Raw genomic sequence first — 16,852 nt, forward strand, 5'->3', positions numbered from 1 at the left:
CGGACGGAATCGCGCAGCGGGCTACCGCGGCTACGCGGGCAGTCGCTGAGGCCTGAGGCGAGGGCATCAGGGTTTCTTTTCGTTGGGTGCCTGCGTTGCCGCGGTGATTGCCGCGATCAATCGCTGGCGATTGTCGAGCACGAAGGCCGTGAAGGTGTCCTGACCGACGATCGACCTCAGCATGGTCGGCAACATGCCGTAGAGCTTGAGGGCGAAACCGGTCATTGCAGCGTCGTCGTTGATGAGACCGGAGGCCTTCTGCCCCACGAAGTCCGTGATGAGATGCTGGTTCTGGCTCACCAGCGCGACGATCTCCGCTTCGATTTTATCTTTCACGGCTTCGAGCATGAATCACCTCGGTCGGCACGATCGGGAAACCAAGAGTATCGGCCCGCAAACGGGAATGTGGCTCTCAGGCTCATGCTAGACGCTATCCCGATCAGGCGGGCGTGTCGCCGAAAGGAGGCAATTGGCTTCAGAACGCGTCACCTGAACCGAGATGCCGACGCGGTGGCCGATGATGTCCGCGGATGTTGCCCTTTCAGCGTCGACTGGTTCGCGTCAGGCGGGTCTGCAATCTGCGCTGCAGGCCCTCGACCGCTGCGATGATTGACCCACCGTGTCTCGCTGTCACCGCGAGCGAGATCAAGGCCGCTGGAATGGCCACGATAATCGCGCCGAAGAGGTCGGATGGGTAGTGGACGCCGACGTAGACGCGCGACCAGCCTACGAGCGCACCAATCGCGGCAGCAAGRCAGGCCACCCCGTATTGCCGCACCAAGGAAAGCACAGCCACAACCACCGCGAAGGCGAGGGCGTGATTGCTCGGGAAGGAGGCGCTGGAGCGGTGATCGACCAAGCTGTGCCCGAGGCTGACCATGAAAGGACGAGGCCGAAAGGCGATGAGCCCGATCACAAAACTCATGGTCATTGCGATGACCAGAGCGAGAGTGAGGGCAAAGGCGAGAAGGCGCCGCCTTCGAGAGCCGCGGATCCACAGGACGACGATGTAGCAGGGAATCAGGAGAATCACGAAGCGAGTGACCGCTATCGCGAAAAGAGCGACATAAGAGCTTGGGCTCGGCCCGGCATTGAGAGCAAGGAACAGTTCGGTATCTAGTGCGAGCATCGGCGAGAGAATCGGTCACGATCTTGGGGGACGGCTGTCGCACACGATGCGGTGGCGGGCGAATGAAATTTACCGGCCTTTCCTCGACCGTATGGAGGCCGTGCGCCTGCGGCTCCTTGGAGGGTGGGAGCCTGTCTCGGCCCGATTTTCATCGCAGCCTTCGTTCTCGACGCTTCCGGGATCGTCTTCGTCCTGATGCCGAGCCTGTTGCCGCTCTGCTGGAGATCGAGCCCGTATCAGAGGGATGACACCGGTCGGGACCGCCGGCTTTCTGCTTTGCAACGGCGACATCAAGGCCTCCGCATCGATCGAAAGCATGGCGCGATGAGCGCGCGGCGAGCACGGCTGGACCGCTCGTAACGGATGTCCGATTCCGGGCCGTGACGGCTCGGCAAGTGGCGCTTGAAACGCGGAGATATTTAGCCGTCTGCACATGCTTGCGTTCAGCAGAAATTATTACGATCTAACAATAATTTCTGCTGGCGGAGACCTCGTTCGGTTCCATTTTTGGGAGCCCTGTGCAAATTTGCACAGGAGCGCGCCAAAGGGTTCCCTATGAACAAGCCGATTCGTCCGCCGATCAACGCCCAGCAAGTCGCCGATCGCGCCGGCGTGTCGCGTTCGGCGGTGTCGCGCACCTTCACCGAGGGCGCCAGCGTGTCGGAGTCGACGCGCGCCAAGGTGCTCCGGGCAGCCGCAGACCTCGGCTATCACGTCAACCATCTGGCTCGCGGCCTGACCAGCCAGCAATCCGGCATCGTCTGCCTTTTGATCGGCGAAATCGCCACGCCTTACCAGTCGGCCTTGCTCGATGTGGTGACGCGGCGGCTGCAAGCCATGGGCAAGGTCGTGATGGTCTTGAACACGGCGGGGCAGGCGGAAGCGACAGAGGCCGCGTTACGCCAGACGCTCAATTACCGCGCGGACGCCACCGTGGTCGTGTCGGGCAGTCCTTCATCCTCGCTCGTGGAGACCTGCGTCGCCAACGGCCAGCGCGTCATCCTGATCAATCGCGACGATCTGCTCGAAGGAACCCAGCAGATCCTCGTCGACAGTTCCGGCGCCGCTGCCGAGGCGCTGATGATGCTGCGGCGCGCTGGCTGCGAGCGCATCGCTGTCGTCAGTTCGACCGCCGGCACGCCCAGCATCGTGGCGCGCGAAGTCAGTCTTTCGGTTGCTGCCGCCAAGGCCGGGGTCGACGTGCAGCTGTGCCGTTTCGGCCCGACGGGTTACGCCACGGGCGCTGAGACGGCGCGTCAGCTTTTCGCCTCGGCGGCGCGGCCGGATGGCGTCTTCTGCGTCACCGACCTGCTGGCATTGGGCTTCATGGATGCGGCGCGGAAGGAATTTGGCCGGCGCGTCCCCGAGGATCTCTGTGTCATCGGCTTCGACGATATACCGCAGGCCGGCTGGGCTGCCTACGAGCTAACGACCTTCCGCCAGCCGCTCGACACCATGGCCGACCATATCGCAACAATCCTGGAGGGCGGCTGCCTGGTCGAAGGCCCCATCAACCTGCCGGCTCAGACGGTCTGGCGGCGCAGTGTCCGTCCCTGAGACGGCGTGACGACGAGCGCCTTGAGATCCAGCGCGACATCAAGGGTCGGCATGCGGTCGAGATAGCGCCCGAGCAGGCTGATGAAGGCGATGAGCCGCCCGGCCAGCCCCGCGGCTTCGGCATGATGCAGTTCGCCGATCCAGCGGCGATAGACGGCAAGGCGCGCTTCAGGCACCAGATCGAGCGCGAGGTCTGCTGCCTTGCGCAAGCGGTACCAGTCCTCGGCGAGGGCGGTCAGGGCTATGTCACCCGTGCTGGCAGCCGGCGTTGCCTGTGGCCAGAGCAGTCTCTCCAGATCGGCGAAGCGCTGGGTGTGTGCGAACTCCGCCATATCTCGCGGCCATTCGCGTGCCATGTAACGGGCGCCGACGAGGGCGCACAGATGACGGTCGAGAAAGCCAAGATGGCCGCCGGCGCTGACAGCCTTCGGTGACGGATCGCCGGCGGCGCCCGCCTCGCGGCTATAGTCATCGAACGCGGCATCGTGACCGGGCACGTCGTCGAGACGGATGGTGCGTAATCGCACGTGGTCCGTGGTGACATCGAGCAGCTTCATCGCCGGAGCGAAGCCGACCGGCGATGGCACGGCGATGTTGAAGAAGCCCCCATTTTCGTCCCGGAACACGGCGGTATCGTTCACGTGCAGATGGCCGGAGAGGTGAAGACGCACGCCGGTCTCGGTGAAGCACCGCGCCACCTCCATGGTCGGCGCGCGCCGGGCGAGGCCGGAACTTGGGAAAAGTGCGCACTCCAATGCCGAGGCGCCGGCGAGTGCGTCCAGCACCGGATAATGCGAGAATGCGACGAGAGCCTTGCCGCCGCGCCGCGCTCGCTCGGCGACGTCGCGCATCCAGGGGAGCAGATGCGGGCGCGTGCGCAACACTGCAGACCACCCGCCATCCGAGGGATCGAGCATCTGCGCGGGATCATCGAGATCAGTTGCCCCATCGCGCGGCGCGACGATGTTGGCGTCGATCGAGAGCAGCCACAACCCCGCAACGGGCTCGATCAGATATGATGCGTCGATCATATCAAAGCTCGTGGCTCCGTCAGGGCTGGCGGCACGGACCGTTCGCGAGCTCCAACGGGCATCGCTGCCAAACGGCGTTTCAAAATGCTGGTCGTCGGTGCGAGGTTGGAAGCCGAGATCGGCCATGAGCGTCAGCGCCTCGGGCGCGCCGAGCATGGCAGTCTCCGGCGACGCGATCGCGGCGCCACCCGGTGCGGCGTGGCTCCCGACGATGACCCGGCTGCCGTCGCGCCCGACGAACTCCTTGCGCTGCGGCCGGCCCTTCAGCGCCCAGAAATCGTGATTGCCGGGTGTCATGAATACGCGCAGGCCATGGCGACGCTCGTACTCGGCGATGAGCGCGACGGCGACTTCGATATTGTGCCGCTGACCATCGTCGGTGAGATCGCCGGGAACGATGACGAGCCTCGCGCCTTCCGCAACAGCGCAATCGAGCGCGGCGCGGAAGGCAGGAAGGCTCTCGTTGAATACGCGGGTGGACGCAGCTGTATCGGCCCAGCTGCGCACTGCGCCCGTAAGCCCCGCCCCCGCTGGTCGCCAGGCGACGTCATGCACATGCGGGTCGGCGATGACGGCGATGCGGTATGTTGGGTTCAATCAGCCAACTCCGGCAGAGGGCCGTGCTCTTCCGGATGCGCGGCGATGTCGTCCTCGATCATGCGCGCCCAGCGAGCAGTCCGTGCGGCGGCGGCGATCAGCATGGGCTTGGGCGTCTCATGCCACTCGTCGGGACGGAGTTCGCGCTTGCCGCGAACGTAATTGATGGCGTCCTCCAGGGTGGGAAACTCCGCTGGGAGACGCAGATGCAGAAACAGGGCCACCAGGATGACGGAACGCGACCGCCCGGCCCGGCAGCTGACCAGCACATTGCCGCGCTCGCGCACGGAATAGGACGGCTTCTCCGGCAGAATCTGGTCGAGTGCGCCCTTCAGCTGAAAATAGCCGGCCAGCATCATGGTTTGCGGGTTGCCCGGTCCGTCAACGATACCAAGCTTGTAGTAGCGGATCGGGGCATGCCCGAAATCGACGTCGTTCAGCGCGTCCGGCGCCGGCTCGGCCACGTAGTTGAAGTCGAGATTGACGGCGCAGTTGAGCACCGTGGTGATTCCGTGCCGCTTCAGCAGCGGGATATCGGATGCGCCTTCACGCCCGCCGACATAGAGATCGATGCCATAGCCGGGCAGGTTCTCGTAGACGCGCGAGATGTGCGGCCGGTCATAGCGGGGCGTGGGCATTTCAGGGGCAGCAACGTCTCTTGTCGGAGCCATAAGGGTACTCGCCAATTCCGGATCGAATGAGTTTGCACAGCTGTTCACTATCGCTCGCTCGCAGCCGCTCGTGCAGATGCAATGACGCAGTCCACTCCTGCGGTGACCGCGCCGCCGCAACGGCACGGCCATCTAGGCGACGCGTCGCCTTCGCCCTTCGGAGATCTCGCGCGCGACGCGATCGAGCGTCGGATAATTCGCCCCTGCGCCTACAGCGACATAGCCCGGGTGGAGGAACGCCGGCGCGGTCGGCCCCACCTTGCCGAGGTCGTGCGGGGTGTAGCGGCCGCCCGCCTTCTCTAGGATCAGGATGGCGGCGGTGACGTCCCAGGCGTTGACGCCGAAACCGGCGGCGGCGTCGACCCAGCCGGCCGCGACATGGGCGATGCTGAGTGCGGCGCTACCCGGTCGTCGCAGGGTCGCGAAGGTGCGTGTCAGTTCGCCGAAACGGCCGAGCGCGACCGCTTCGCCGTCGTTGCGGAAGTCGCGCGGCACCGGATAGCCGGTGATCAGTACGGCGTTGGCCTCGTCGGGGGCGGCACGGCTGGCGAGCGGTTGCCCGTTGAGCCAGGCCCCGTTCCGATCGGCGAGGAACAGGTTGCCACCGATCGGATCGAGGATGGCCCCGGCGACGGTCTCGCCGTCGACCACCGCTGCCACCGACGTGCACCAGAACGCCATCCCGCTGGCGAAATTGGCCGTACCGTCGATCGGATCGACATACCAGTGCACCGCGCCGCTCCCGACCGAGCCGCCTTCCTCGCCGACAAAGGTCGAGTCGGGAACCTCCCGGAACACGAGATCGCGGATCACCGCCTCGGCGCGGCGGTCATGCTCGGTGACGGGGTCGTGCCGGTCGCGCTTGAAATCGACCACCATGCCGGCGCGAAACGCGGCCGTGAGCGGCTCCTGAACGGCGAGAACGGCTTTGCGGGCAATATCGGCGATCGTCGTATGCAGCATTGTCTGGACTTCCGGCTCAAGGGGCGCGGTGTGTTAGCGCTTGTAGTGGATCTGCCAAAAATCCTGCCAATCCTGCCGCTTGTCCCAGTCGTCGAGGCCTGTCTTGGCGTCGTAGGGAAACAGGCGGTCCAGCACGACGGCAACACCCGATGGCTCGTCCTTGGGGACCGGGATCGCCTTGCTGGTCGGCAGCTTGCCATCTTGCATCTGCGGCATCAGCCCCTCTTCCGTCAGAATGTAGCGGACGAAGAGTTTGGCGGCGTTTGGGCTTTTGGTGCCTTTGGCGATGAGCGCAAGCTTGGTGTAGCTCCAGCCGACCCAAGGCTGAAGCGTCTTGCAAAGGCCAAGCTTGTAGCCCTTGTCGGCGTTGTCGCGGAACTTGGCGGAGCTCAGCAGCCCCATGAACGGCGCCTTCTGCCCGGGCGCCCCGACTGCGTCGGAAATGCGGTCGTCATTCTCGGACACGAGCGGCGCATTCTTCGCCAAAGCCGCGAGCCATTCGGCGGCAGCGGTCTTTTGCTGCGGGACCAGCGGCTTGCCGTAGTGCGCCTTGTAGGCGGCAGCGAGCGCCTCGTTGCCGTGCTGGGCCAATTGGTTGAACCAGTCAGTATAGGTTCCCTTGGTCAGCGGATCGATGAAGGCGACGCGACCCTTCCATTCCGGCTCGGTCAGCTGCCAGACATTGGAGATCGGGCAGGTCGCGCCGTGGATTTCGGTGTTGTAGGCCCAGACATTGGCGTTGACGGAAATGGCGAGCGGGTCGCGATAGCCGGCCGGGATTTCGCCGGCGAGGTCGGCAGGCAGGTAGCTTTCCAGCACCTTGGCCGGCAGCATCTGGCCGATGACGGCCGGCGTGTCGGTCAACAGCGCCACGTCTCCCTTGACGTTGCGGCTCTGGCTCTCACGCAGCAGCATTTCGAGCTGGCTGTTGGCCGACACCTTCTGCCCCGTGGCACTGAGGCCGTACTTGGCCGAGAACGCCTTGGCCATGTCGACGATCTTKCCGGTGCTGTCGTAGATGGTGATCGGCGGCTCTTTCCTGGCCGCGGCGATCAGGCTGTTGAGGTCGAGCGGCTCGGCGGCGATGGTCGGAGTGGCGGCGGCTGCCAACGCAACGGCCAGCAGCGGTGCTCTCCAGTAGGCGCTCATGGTCGTTCCTCCCTTGTGCGGCTTGCGAGCTGTTGCACCCGCGCCGCTTGCTTGTTGGGTTCGCGTGCAGGGCGCCGTCAGCGCCTGAGGTTGACGCGCCACAGGTCCTGCCAATCCTGGCGGCGCTCCAGGTCGCTCACGGACGACGCGAGATCCCACGCCATCATCCGGTCGAGGGAACGGCCGATGCCCGAGGGCTCATCAGCGGGCAAGGCGATCTTGGGGTGCGTCGGCACCTTCCCGTCGACGAGTTGCGGCGCGAGTCCCGGTTCGGTCAGCAGGTAGTTGATGAACAGCTTCGCCGTGTTGGGGCTCTTCGTGCCGGCCGCAACGACAGCCATGCTGGGATAGAGCATGCCGGCGAAGGGTTGCATGTCGCGGCAGATCGTCAGGCTGAACTTCTTGTCGATATTGTCGCGGAACTTGGCGACCGGCACCATGCCAAAAAACGGCTGCTTTTGTCCGGGCGCGCCGACGGCGGCGGCGACGGCGGTCGAATCGGCGATGAGTGGCCCGTTGGCGGCCAGCGCCTTCACCCAGGCGGCGGTCGCCGAGCCCTGCCGCTTGTCGAACGGCTTGCCGAAATGCGTCGCATATGCGGCCGCCATCGCGGCGTCGTGGTGCGTCTCCAACTGGTTGAACCAGTCGGCATAGGCCGGCCTCTCCAGGGGGTCCATCAGGGTCACCAGACGCGACCATGCCGGTTCGGTCAGTTCCCAGACGTTCTTGACCGGGCAGGATTGCGATGCCGCGCCGTTATAGCTCCAGACATGCGGATCGGTGACGAAGACCAGCGGATCCCGCGCATTTTTCGGCAACAGGTTCGCCGCGTCGTCGGGCACGTAGGAGGTGACGACCTTCTTTGGCAGCAACTCGGCCGCGACCGACGCCGTGTCGGCCGCAAGCGAGATGGAGGCGAGCGCGGCACCGGCGCGATGCTCCCGAATGAGCAGTTCCACCTGGCCTGCCTCGCTGACCTTCTTGCCGGTGACTCCAAGCCCATAGATCTTGTTGAAGGCGTTGGCCGTATCGACGATCTTGCCGGTAACGGCGTAGACCGTCATCGGCGGCTCGGCCTTCGCACGCTCCGCGAGCAGCTTCAGATCCTCGGCCATGGCGGCCATTGCAGCGACCGACGCGGCGACCGCCAGGCCGGTGCGGAGTGCAGCCCTCGTCATGACAAGCATGGATCCCTCCCGTTTTCTGTCGTTGGGGGCGTTCATTGGACAGCTGTTTGCGCGAGGACGTCGTCGGCACGTTGGAGACGCTGGCCGTCGCGCGAAAACACATGCAGCGCTGCCGGTCGGACGTGGAACCAAATCGTGTCGCCGACCTTGTGGCGCGGCGCCTCGTTGGCGGTCGCGAATGTCTTCTTGCCGCCCGAAGTCAGCTCGACGATCCAACTGCCACCGGTCGGAAGGATGCCGGTCACGACCGCCTCGTCGGCGAAGTTGCCGAGAGGCACCGCGTCGGCCGAGTCGGCAATCTGAATGGTTTCGGGCCGGAGCCCGAGCGAGCCGATATCGGCATCGGGGCCCAGTCGGGCCGTGAGAAAGGTCACCGCGTGCCGCCCGACGACGTCGTGCGAGGCAGCGCCGATCTCGAAAATGTTGATCGGCGGGCTGCCGACGAACTCGGCAACGAAACGGTTGGCTGGCCGGTCATAGATGTCGTTCGGCGTCCCCATCTGTTGCAGCGAGCCCTCGTTCATCACCGCAATTGTGGTTGCGAGCGTCATCGCCTCCCATTGATCGTGCGTGACGAAGACGATGGTGGTGCCGAACTCAGCATGGATGCGCTTCAATTCGGCGCGCATTTCCAGCCTCAGTCGGGCGTCGAGATTCGACAGCGGCTCGTCGAGCAGCAATACGCCCGGATTGACCACAAGCATGCGGGCAAGCGCCACACGCTGCTGCTGGCCGCCGGAGAGCTGCGACGGATACCGTCCCCGGTATTTTTCGATGTCGAGCGCCTTCATGACGCGGGTGACGAGAGCCTCGCGTTCGGCCTTCGGCACCTTGCGCAGGCGCAGGCCAAAATCGGTATTGCGCTCGATGGTCAAGTGCGGCCAGAGCGCGTAGCTCTGGAATACGAGGCCGAGCTCGCGCTTTTCCGGCCCGACGAACAGGCCCTTGGAAATGCTGTCGACGACGCGCTCGCCGATGCGGATCTCGCCGCCGGAGAGGTTCTCCAACCCCGCGATCATCCGCAAGGTCGTCGTCTTGCCGCAGCCGGATGGGCCGAGCAGGCACATGAACTCGCCATTGGCGATCTCGAGGTCGAGATTCGACACTGCGTTGGGCGAACCGGCGCCGTAGCTCTTATTGGCGTTTTCCAGGATGATCGCGGGCATCAGCTGCCTAGTCCTTCCGCCAGGTTCGTCTTGGTGAGCTTCTGCGCCGCCAGAGTGCCGAAATAGGCGATGGCCGCGATGATCAGGACGACCGCGTTGGCCGCCTGCGTGTAGTGATAGTCGACGAGGCGCATCGAGAAGGTGGTCAGCACGTCGGTGCTGGGCACGGCGAGCATGACGAACAGGCTGAGCCCCTTGATGCCGGAGATGAAGGGCAGGAGGATGCCGGTCATCAGCGAACCCTTCTGGATCGGTACGACGACAAGGCGCATGCGCGCGAGCCAGCCTGCGCCGACGACCTGGGCCGCCTCCTCCGGATCTCTGCCGAGTTGCATCATGGCGGAGATGCCGGCGCGCGAGGCATAGGGCATCTGGTCGGCGATGAGTGCCAGGATCAGGATGAGCGAGGTGCCATAGAGCGCCGGAATCGGCCCGCGCGGCACCGCAAACAACGAGAGATAGGCGGCTGCGAAGGCGATGCCCGGCACGAGATAGGGCATGAACGTCACCTGGCGCAGGACGGCGGCGAGTGGCCGGACCGGCGTGCGCACCACGACATACCCGGTGATGATGCCGAGCAGGCCCGAGCAGGTCGAGGCCAGGCCGACGATCCATAATGTATTGAACGCCGCCTGCCACAGGTCCGGGCTGAGCAGGATGCCGGTGCGCATGGCGACCGTTGGCAGATTCCAGCCGATCCAATAGTCGAGGGTGAAGTTCGACCATGAAAAATCCGCCGGTACACGCATGACCGTCGACAGGAACAGGGTCAGCAGTGGCACGCCGACGCTGGCGGCGTAGACGCCCGCGGCGAAGCCGGTGGCCGGCCAGCGCCAGATGCCGAGCCGCGCCGGCCGGTTCATGGCGCCCTTGCCGCCGACTGTGACGAAGCGTTGCGCCTCGCGCACCAGATAGGCGTCGATCAGGATCGTGATGATGCCGATCAGCATGATGGCGCCGGCAATCACCCCGGCCACGCCGGTCTGGCGCGAACCGATCGAGCGGTACAGCGAGGTCGCGAGAACGTCGTACTTCACCGGCAGTCCGAGCACATAGGCGACGCCGAACTCGCCGAGGCACTTGGCGAAGATCAGCACCACCGCCGACATCAGCGCCGGGCGCATCAGGGGCAGGATGATCTTCAGCGCGATAGCCCCGCGTCCGGCACCGAGGACGCGAGCCGAATCCTCGAGTTGACTGTCGAAGCGGCGCAGCGCCGACCCGAAGAGGAGAATGACGAACGGCGTGTAGTGCAGCGCCAGGATGAGCGTGATCGGCACCTGGCCGTAGGCGAGCCAGTCCGGCGGGGTGAAGCCGAGGCTCTCCATCCAGCCGGCCTGGCCGCCGACCGTGCGGTTCTTGAACAGCGTCGTCCAGGCGAGCGCAAAGGTCCAGGCCGGCAGCATATAGGGCACGATGAGGGCCGTCGCGAACCACTGCCGCGCGAACATGTCCGTGCGGCAGATCAGCCAGGCGATGGCCGTGCCGACGACGACGGCGATACCAATGGCGCCGGCGGCCACCATCAAGGTGTTGCGCAGCGGTTGCCAGAACAGGTTCGCCGCCACCGGCGATGTGAAGGCGCGGGTGAGGTAATAGGTTGTGAGGCTGCCGACCTCCGCGGCGGTCCGGCGCTCGTCGCCGAACTGCACGGTCACCGCATCGCGCAGAATGGAGACCACCGGCACGACGATGAGATAGGCAAACAGAAGCGCGGCGAAGAGGCCGATGATGGTCGTCGGCTCGCGCAGCGCAACGCGGAGCCGGTAGCGCAGCCGACATGTCCAGGCCGGCGACGGGATAGCATTCGTCCGGGCCCCTTCCCGGCCACTCTCGCGGCGTGGCGCGACGGCATTACCGGTGGTCATCGAGGCGCCCTATTCCGCGCAAGGGCGGGCGCCCGCTGAAGCGGGACACGTCTTGGCCATCGTACCCTCCCTCTCCCCGCACAGCCTTGCAAAGAACGCTCTGCTGTGGGGCAGCTCTTATTTAGCTCTGATCGTGGGGCTGCACGCAGCTTGACCCGATCCGTTGCGTATCAAGCTCAACGCAAACGGCAGGCCTGTCAATCGCAATTTTGCACATGCGTGCAAGCGCGAACCTGGGCAGGTTGTGGTGAACCTCGACCGCGGTTTGCGACGCGATCCTCGCGTTTGAGCACGTTGGGCGGGCGCCGTTGGCCAAAGCCGCTACGGCCCGGCGGATGCGATCATCCGCCTCGGCGGAACCGTCATGGGAGCACTCTCATCATGGGAGCTCTTGGCGGTCCGACCTCCTCAACCGGGCGGGCCGGACGTCAGATCCAGGCAGCCCGGCGGGGCCGTCACTCCGCATCCAGGCCGGCGTCGCATTCGTCGATCAGCCAGGAGCGAAAGCTCGAGACCTCAGCACGCATTCGGGAGAGCCTCGGCGTGAGAAGATAGAAGGCCCGCTCCGACGCGACACGCAGGGCCGTGCCGAATGGTGCCGCCAGGCGTTGCCCGGCGAGATCCTCCGCAACGAGAGCAGATGGCGCAAGCGCCACGCCCTGGCCGTCAAGCGCGGCAGCAAGGGCCAGCGCGGTCTGGTTGAATCGGCGTCCGACCGTTGGTGGGGTCGATGCGTTCGCCAGTTCCAGCCAGAGCGGCCATGCGTCGTGGGCGTCGTGAAGGAGCGTCGCTCCTGCAAGGTCGTCCAGGCTCGAGAGTGTCTTGGCGATGGATGGGCTGCAGACTGGAAAGAGATCGTCCGCAAGCAGGCGCCGGGCATCGAGCGAGCGCTCGAAGGGCGGAGCTGACAGACGCACTGCGAGATCCGGCAGGCCATGTCCTCCGAGGCGTTCGGTCGATTCCGACGCCAGGAYGCGTACCTCGACATCCGGCGCAATCACCGAGAATTTCCCGAGCCGCGGAATGAGCCATCTTGCCGCGAAGGAGGGAGTGACAGTGACCGTCACGCCGCGTCGTTCGCGTTCCTGCGTGGGTTCGATTGCGACCATGGCGCCCGCGATAAGTGCGAAGGCCCGTCTGATCTGCGGATGAAAGGCCCGCCCGGCCGCGGTGAGCGCGAGGCCGCGCGGCTCCCGCTCGAACAGGGCGACCCCGAGGCTGGCCTCCAGGGCGCGAACTTGTTGGGCGACAGCGCCATGCGTCACATTCAGCTCTTCCGCCGCAAGGCGAAGATTGAGATGGCGCGCGGCCGCATCGAATGCGCGCAAGGTCGCGAGAGGGGGCATTCGTGACATGATGAGGGTGTAGCAACGCTACAGGGACACCGCACGGAAAATCCATGGTTCGGGGCGTCCTCGTCGCCTACGACCAGCTGCAGCAGGCAACCAGGGGAAAGTCCATGACTCAGAAAGTCGCGATCATTACGGCCGGTGGCAGCGGGATGGGGGCTGCCGCCGCGCGCCGTCTCGCCAAGGACGGTTTCGCGGTTGCCATCCTGTCCTCATCCGGCAAGGGCGAAGCCCTGGCCCATGAGCTCGGCGGCATCGGAGTGACCGGTTCGAACCAGTCCAATGACGATATCAAGCGCCTCGTCGATGCGACCGTCTCCCGCTGGGGGCGCATCGACGTTCTCGTCAACAGTGCAGGCCATGGCCCGCGCGCGCCGATCCTGRAGATCCCGGACGAGGACTGGCATCGCGGCATGGAGGTCTATTTCTTGAGCGTCGTACGGCCGGCCCGGCTGGTGACGCCGGTCATGCAGGCTCAACGCTCGGGATCGATCATCAACATCTCGACGGCATGGGCCTTCGAGCCCGACGCTATGTTCCCGACATCGGCCGTGTTCAGGGCAGGGCTCGCCTCCTTCTCCAAGATCTTTGCCGACAAGTACGCAGCGGACAATATCCGCATCAACAACGTGCTCCCCGGCTGGATCGACAGCCTGCCGGCCACCGATGAGCGACGCCAGCGCGTGCCGCTGCAGCGCTATGGCAGGAGCGACGAAATCGCGGGCACGATCGCCTTCCTTGCCTCCGACGATGCCGGCTACATTACCGGACAGAATATTCGCGTCGACGGCGGCATCACGCGCGGGATCTGAGCAACAGCGCGCGCTGGGCTCTTGAACATTTGGGGGGCTTGCGGAAAACGCTCGCGGCCCCCTCAGGCGCGCCCGGAAATGCCCTTTCCCCCCAGAAGGCTCCTTCCGACAGAGGGCTCTTGCCCGGTTGCCCTCGGGGGGAGTGGCTCCCGGGTCAGGGCGGAGGTGCAGGCCGGTGACGTGCTGTCTGGATGCTGCCGACCGCTCAGGGGCGGCCGCCTCCTGATGGGCTGAACACCGACCAGCCCGTCGCTTCGGCAATGCGCTCCAGCGCGAGGGTGCCGAGGCGGGAATTGCCGCATTCGTTCAGTCCGGGCGACCAGACGGCGATTGCGGCCTTGCCCGGCGCGATCGCCAGGATGCCGCCGCCGACCCCGGATTTTCCGGGCAGGCCGACGCGGAAGGCGAAGTCGCCGGAAGCATCGTAATGACCGCAGGTCAGCATCAGGGCATTGATGCGGCGGGCTCTTTGCGCCGAGATTACCCGCGCTCCGCCGGGCGAATGCAGGCCGCCGAGCATCAGGTAGCGCCCGGCCATGGCGAGCTGCCGGCAGCTCATGGCGATGGCGCATTGGTGGAAATAGACGCCAAGCGTCAGTGGCGCCGCATGCGTCAGATTGCCGAAGGCCTTCATGTAATTGGCCAGCGCAATGTTGCGGAAACCGGTCTCCTGTTCGGCGCGGGCCACGGTCTCGTCGATGACGATCGTCTCGTCCTCGGCGAGATAGCGGATGAAGCGCAGCAGTTCGCCGATCGCGATGCGCGGTTCATGTCCGGCGAGATTGACGTCGCTGACGACGAGTGCGCCGGCATTGATGAAGGGATTGCGCGGAATGCCCTGTTCGCGCTCGAGCTGGACGATCGAATTGAAGGGGGTTCCGGAAGGCTCGCGTCCGACGCGGCGCCAGAGCGTGTCGCCGACCTTGCCGAGCGCCTGGGTCAACGCGAAGACCTTGGAGACGCTCTGGATCGAGAAGGGCTCTTCGGCATCCCCGGCAGCATGCGTTGCGCCATCGGAGGTGACGATGCAGAGGCCGAACTGTCCGGGATCGACATGGGCGAGCGGCGGAATATAGCTCGCGACCTCGCCCCGTTCGGGATGGGCGGCCATCTCCTCGGCCACCTCGTGGACGATTCGTCCGATATCTGCCACGGCCGCTCTCCGCTTTCTCGGACGGCAGGAAGCCCGAGGGCTGCAGGGGGGTCAAGACTGCGGCGCGCCAGACCGACCTTGCAAGGGGCCGTCGTTGCGGTGCTGCGGGCGACGATGCTTCGCTGCCGGATGACGCCGTGGGCGTGCGGCATTGCCTGGCCAGGATCGCTTTGGCGACATGCCGTGGGGGAGGAGCGCTGCGAGCTGCAGCAAGCCGCGAATCTTGGGCTCAGTGCAACTGGCGGGCCGAGCTGACCAGCAGCGGCGCGCCGGAGAAGGGCCGGTCGAGTTCGCTTTGCGACGCGATCATGCAGCGCGACTTGCCGCGCGACTTGGCCTGATAGAGTGCGCTGTCTGCCGCAGCGAGCAGGGTCATCATGTCCGTGCCGTGGTCTGGAGCAAGCGCAATCCCGACCGAGGCTCCCACGGTGACCTCGTGCTTGTTGTCGAGCTCGTAGGGCCGCGAAATCTCGCGGATCAGCCTTTCGCCGAAGCCGAGAAGTTGCGCGGCTTCGGTTTGCTCGGACAAGACGATGAACTCGTCTCCACCCATCCGGGCGGCGAGATCACCAGTGCGGATCATGCCACGCAACCGCTCGGCGACGAGCTGCAGCAGCCGGTCTCCGGCCATATGGCCATAGCTGTCGTTGACGGCCTTGAAGCCGTCGAGATCGAGATAGATCAGTGCGAGCCGCTTCTGTCCGGCATCGCGGGCGAAATGCGCGTCGAGTGCCTTCGTCAGGCCCGAGCGGTTCGAGAGCCCGGTCAACATGTCATGGCGCGCATGGAACTCGTTCTCGCGCTCGGCGCGCATCGTCGTGACCAGCATCTTGTTGAGCGTGCGGGTCGCCCGGCTCATGCTGAAAAGATAGAAGGGGATCTGCATGAAGACGATCAGCATGATCGGCTCGCCGAGGAAGGGCGCGGCAAAGCAGCAGGCCCCGAGCGTGAGGAAGATCATCACTCCGGCGAGTCGTGGCGCCCCGTAATTGCGAAAGCAGATGCCGCCGACCATTGCGGCGGCCGACAGGCAGGCGAGCGTGGCCACCACCCAATCGCCGCTGCTCAGGCTGATGAAGGTGCCGTAGCCGACACCGCCGGCCCAGGCGACGCCGAGCAGGATGTAGAGATCCGTCGGTGTTTCCTTGCCCTGCCTCGCCCGCTTCTGGGCGACGAGCAGCACGAAGAGCCGCGTCACGCAGCAGAGGACCTCGAAGGCGCACCAGAGCACGAATGGCAGCGTCGGAATCCGCATCGCGATCAGAAACGACACGGCGATGGTGTTGATCACGCCGCCGGCGAAGATCGGCAAGGTGCCATAGAGGCTCCCAATCAAGGCGACCCTGATGTCGGCGGGCACATCGGGGCCAGCATCGGTCAGCCAGCGCGTCAGGCGCCAGCGCGGCAAACTATAGCTTGATGCCTGGCCATTCATACGCGTGCTGCAACTCCCTGGCCGTGAGGTCCTGGAAGAGACCGGGTCGAGACCAGTGCTCTTGTTCGCGGCTCATAGGGCCGAGCTGTTACGATTCCGTGTGGAAGGCATAATGACTTGCGCACTTCCCTAGCGTCGGATCGTCAAGCCGCCGCGACTACAGGCCCTTGCCGGAAAGTTTGAGCAGTCGGGCCACCTGGGCATCCAAGAAACCGCTGCTGCGCGCATCGGTGAGGTTGCCATCGGCATCAAACATCTTGTCGGCGAAACTGACGGCGACCATCTCGGGCACCATCAGCGCGCCGAAGCCGAGTTCGAGTGAGGTTCGCAACTGGGTCAGCCCGCGATAGGCGCCGAGCGAGCCGGTGGAAGCTCCGCCGAGCGCCACGACCTTGCCTGCAAGGCCGCTGGCGGGGGCGCCAGGCTTGGCTGTCGATGCCCAGTCGAGCGCGTTCTTCAAGGCCGGGGCGTAGCCGGCATTGTATTCGGGGCTCGCGATGTAGAGGCCGTCATGCGCGTCGATCAGCGCGCGCAGCTCATGGGCTGCCTGCGGCGCGTTTCCGAAGCCGGTGGCATCGACCAGGGGAAGCGGATAGTCGCCGAGCGAGATCTGCTTCACCTCTGCGTCGGCGGCACGCAGCCTCCTTGCCGCCAGCGTCGCGAGCTTGGTGTTGAGGGAGCCCTCGCGCCAGGAACCGGCGAAAACGAGAATTCTAGGTTCTGGCATGTGACGACCCCATGACCTGGCCGGAAAGCTCCGGCCTGTCCGCGATCAGGAAAGCCTG

The 16,852-nt window shown here is 65.3% G+C and carries 15 protein-coding genes; 2 read left to right on the forward strand and 13 right to left on the reverse strand.

What is annotated here, in order from left to right:
- Positions 1-66: 66 nt before the first annotated feature.
- Together AC1DRP_RS00445 and AC1DRP_RS00450 are read right to left on the reverse strand one after the other, a co-directional pair.
- Positions 67-348, reverse strand: coding sequence for a hypothetical protein (locus tag AC1DRP_RS00445; RefSeq protein ID WP_441504975.1), 282 nt, complete (start codon positions 346-348; stop codon positions 67-69).
- Positions 349-541: 193 nt separating this feature from the next.
- Positions 542-1,129, reverse strand: a complete 588-nt coding sequence (locus AC1DRP_RS00450) for a phosphatase PAP2 family protein (protein WP_476767508.1) — start codon at positions 1,127-1,129, stop codon at positions 542-544.
- A gap of 555 nt (positions 1,130-1,684) precedes the next feature.
- Between AC1DRP_RS00450 and AC1DRP_RS00455 the strand changes: the two genes are divergently transcribed.
- Positions 1,685-2,686: a LacI family DNA-binding transcriptional regulator gene (locus AC1DRP_RS00455; protein ID WP_476767509.1), complete on the forward strand. Its 1,002-nt coding sequence runs from the start codon at positions 1,685-1,687 to the stop codon at positions 2,684-2,686.
- Here the strand turns inward: AC1DRP_RS00455 and AC1DRP_RS00460 are convergent.
- The 8 genes from AC1DRP_RS00460 to AC1DRP_RS00495 form a co-directional block, all read right to left on the reverse strand.
- Positions 2,653-4,314: a metallophosphoesterase family protein gene (locus AC1DRP_RS00460; RefSeq protein WP_476767510.1), complete on the reverse strand. Its 1,662-nt coding sequence runs from the start codon at positions 4,312-4,314 to the stop codon at positions 2,653-2,655. The genes AC1DRP_RS00455 and AC1DRP_RS00460 overlap by 34 nt on opposite strands.
- Positions 4,311-4,952 (reverse strand): dual specificity protein phosphatase family protein, encoded by a 642-nt coding sequence (locus tag AC1DRP_RS00465; protein WP_441504971.1) that lies wholly within the window; start codon positions 4,950-4,952, stop codon positions 4,311-4,313. Before AC1DRP_RS00465 ends, AC1DRP_RS00460 begins: the two co-directional genes overlap by 4 nt.
- A gap of 165 nt (positions 4,953-5,117) precedes the next feature.
- Complete coding sequence (locus AC1DRP_RS00470) at positions 5,118-5,948, reverse strand: inositol monophosphatase family protein (RefSeq protein WP_476767511.1); 831 nt, start codon at positions 5,946-5,948, stop codon at positions 5,118-5,120.
- Between the two features lie 33 nt (positions 5,949-5,981).
- The gene (locus tag AC1DRP_RS00475) at positions 5,982-7,097 is read right to left on the reverse strand and encodes an ABC transporter substrate-binding protein (RefSeq protein WP_441504969.1); all 1,116 of its coding nucleotides are present in this window, start codon (positions 7,095-7,097) and stop codon (positions 5,982-5,984) included.
- Between the two features lie 77 nt (positions 7,098-7,174).
- Positions 7,175-8,284 carry an ABC transporter substrate-binding protein gene (locus AC1DRP_RS00480; protein ID WP_441504968.1) on the reverse strand — a complete coding sequence of 370 codons (1,110 nt, stop codon included), beginning with the start codon at positions 8,282-8,284 and terminating at the stop codon, positions 7,175-7,177.
- A gap of 32 nt (positions 8,285-8,316) precedes the next feature.
- On the reverse strand, positions 8,317-9,450 hold the full coding sequence (locus AC1DRP_RS00485) for an ABC transporter ATP-binding protein (protein WP_441504967.1): 1,134 nt from the start codon (positions 9,448-9,450) through the stop codon (positions 8,317-8,319).
- Entirely contained in the window at positions 9,450-11,318 is a 1,869-nt protein-coding gene (locus tag AC1DRP_RS00490; RefSeq protein WP_441504966.1) for an ABC transporter permease, read from the reverse strand. Before AC1DRP_RS00490 ends, AC1DRP_RS00485 begins: the two co-directional genes overlap by 1 nt.
- Before the next feature lie 455 nt (positions 11,319-11,773).
- A complete protein-coding gene (locus AC1DRP_RS00495) occupies positions 11,774-12,664 on the reverse strand; it encodes a LysR substrate-binding domain-containing protein (protein WP_476767512.1) in 891 nt (296 codons plus the stop codon).
- 113 nt (positions 12,665-12,777) lie between these two features.
- Between AC1DRP_RS00495 and AC1DRP_RS00500 the strand changes: the two genes are divergently transcribed.
- Positions 12,778-13,479 (forward strand): SDR family oxidoreductase, encoded by a 702-nt coding sequence (locus AC1DRP_RS00500; protein ID WP_476767513.1) that lies wholly within the window; start codon positions 12,778-12,780, stop codon positions 13,477-13,479.
- Positions 13,480-13,684: 205 nt separating this feature from the next.
- Here the strand turns inward: AC1DRP_RS00500 and AC1DRP_RS00505 are convergent, their stop codons facing one another.
- The 3 genes from AC1DRP_RS00505 to AC1DRP_RS00515 all read right to left on the reverse strand — a co-directional run bounded on the left by AC1DRP_RS00505 (position 13,685) and on the right by AC1DRP_RS00515 (position 16,794).
- Positions 13,685-14,632 (reverse strand): glutaminase, encoded by a 948-nt coding sequence (locus AC1DRP_RS00505; RefSeq protein WP_476767514.1) that lies wholly within the window; start codon positions 14,630-14,632, stop codon positions 13,685-13,687.
- Positions 14,633-14,861: 229 nt separating this feature from the next.
- Positions 14,862-16,067: a diguanylate cyclase domain-containing protein gene (locus AC1DRP_RS00510; RefSeq protein ID WP_476767515.1), complete on the reverse strand. Its 1,206-nt coding sequence runs from the start codon at positions 16,065-16,067 to the stop codon at positions 14,862-14,864.
- Positions 16,068-16,224: 157 nt separating this feature from the next.
- Positions 16,225-16,794 (reverse strand): NADPH-dependent FMN reductase, encoded by a 570-nt coding sequence (locus tag AC1DRP_RS00515; RefSeq protein ID WP_441504962.1) that lies wholly within the window; start codon positions 16,792-16,794, stop codon positions 16,225-16,227.
- Between the last annotated feature and the right edge of the window lie 58 nt (positions 16,795-16,852).

The sequence above is a fragment of the Allobosea sp. 01N443 genome, assembly GCF_056399325.1.

Coding starts and splice junctions, on each gene's coding strand:
- AC1DRP_RS00445 (WP_441504975.1), bottom strand. CDS start 348: ATGCTCGAAGCCGTGAAAGATAAAATCGAAGCGGAGATCGTCGCGCTG.
- AC1DRP_RS00455 (WP_476767509.1), top strand. CDS start 1,685: ATGAACAAGCCGATTCGTCCGCCGATCAACGCCCAGCAAGTCGCCGAT.
- AC1DRP_RS00465 (WP_441504971.1), bottom strand. CDS start 4,952: ATGCCCACGCCCCGCTATGACCGGCCGCACATCTCGCGCGTCTACGAG.
- AC1DRP_RS00470 (WP_476767511.1), bottom strand. CDS start 5,948: ATGCTGCATACGACGATCGCCGATATTGCCCGCAAAGCCGTTCTCGCC.
- AC1DRP_RS00480 (WP_441504968.1), bottom strand. CDS start 8,284: ATGCTTGTCATGACGAGGGCTGCACTCCGCACCGGCCTGGCGGTCGCC.
- AC1DRP_RS00485 (WP_441504967.1), bottom strand. CDS start 9,450: ATGCCCGCGATCATCCTGGAAAACGCCAATAAGAGCTACGGCGCCGGT.
- AC1DRP_RS00490 (WP_441504966.1), bottom strand. CDS start 11,318: ATGACCACCGGTAATGCCGTCGCGCCACGCCGCGAGAGTGGCCGGGAA.
- AC1DRP_RS00510 (WP_476767515.1), bottom strand. CDS start 16,067: ATGAATGGCCAGGCATCAAGCTATAGTTTGCCGCGCTGGCGCCTGACG.
- AC1DRP_RS00515 (WP_441504962.1), bottom strand. CDS start 16,794: ATGCCAGAACCTAGAATTCTCGTTTTCGCCGGTTCCTGGCGCGAGGGC.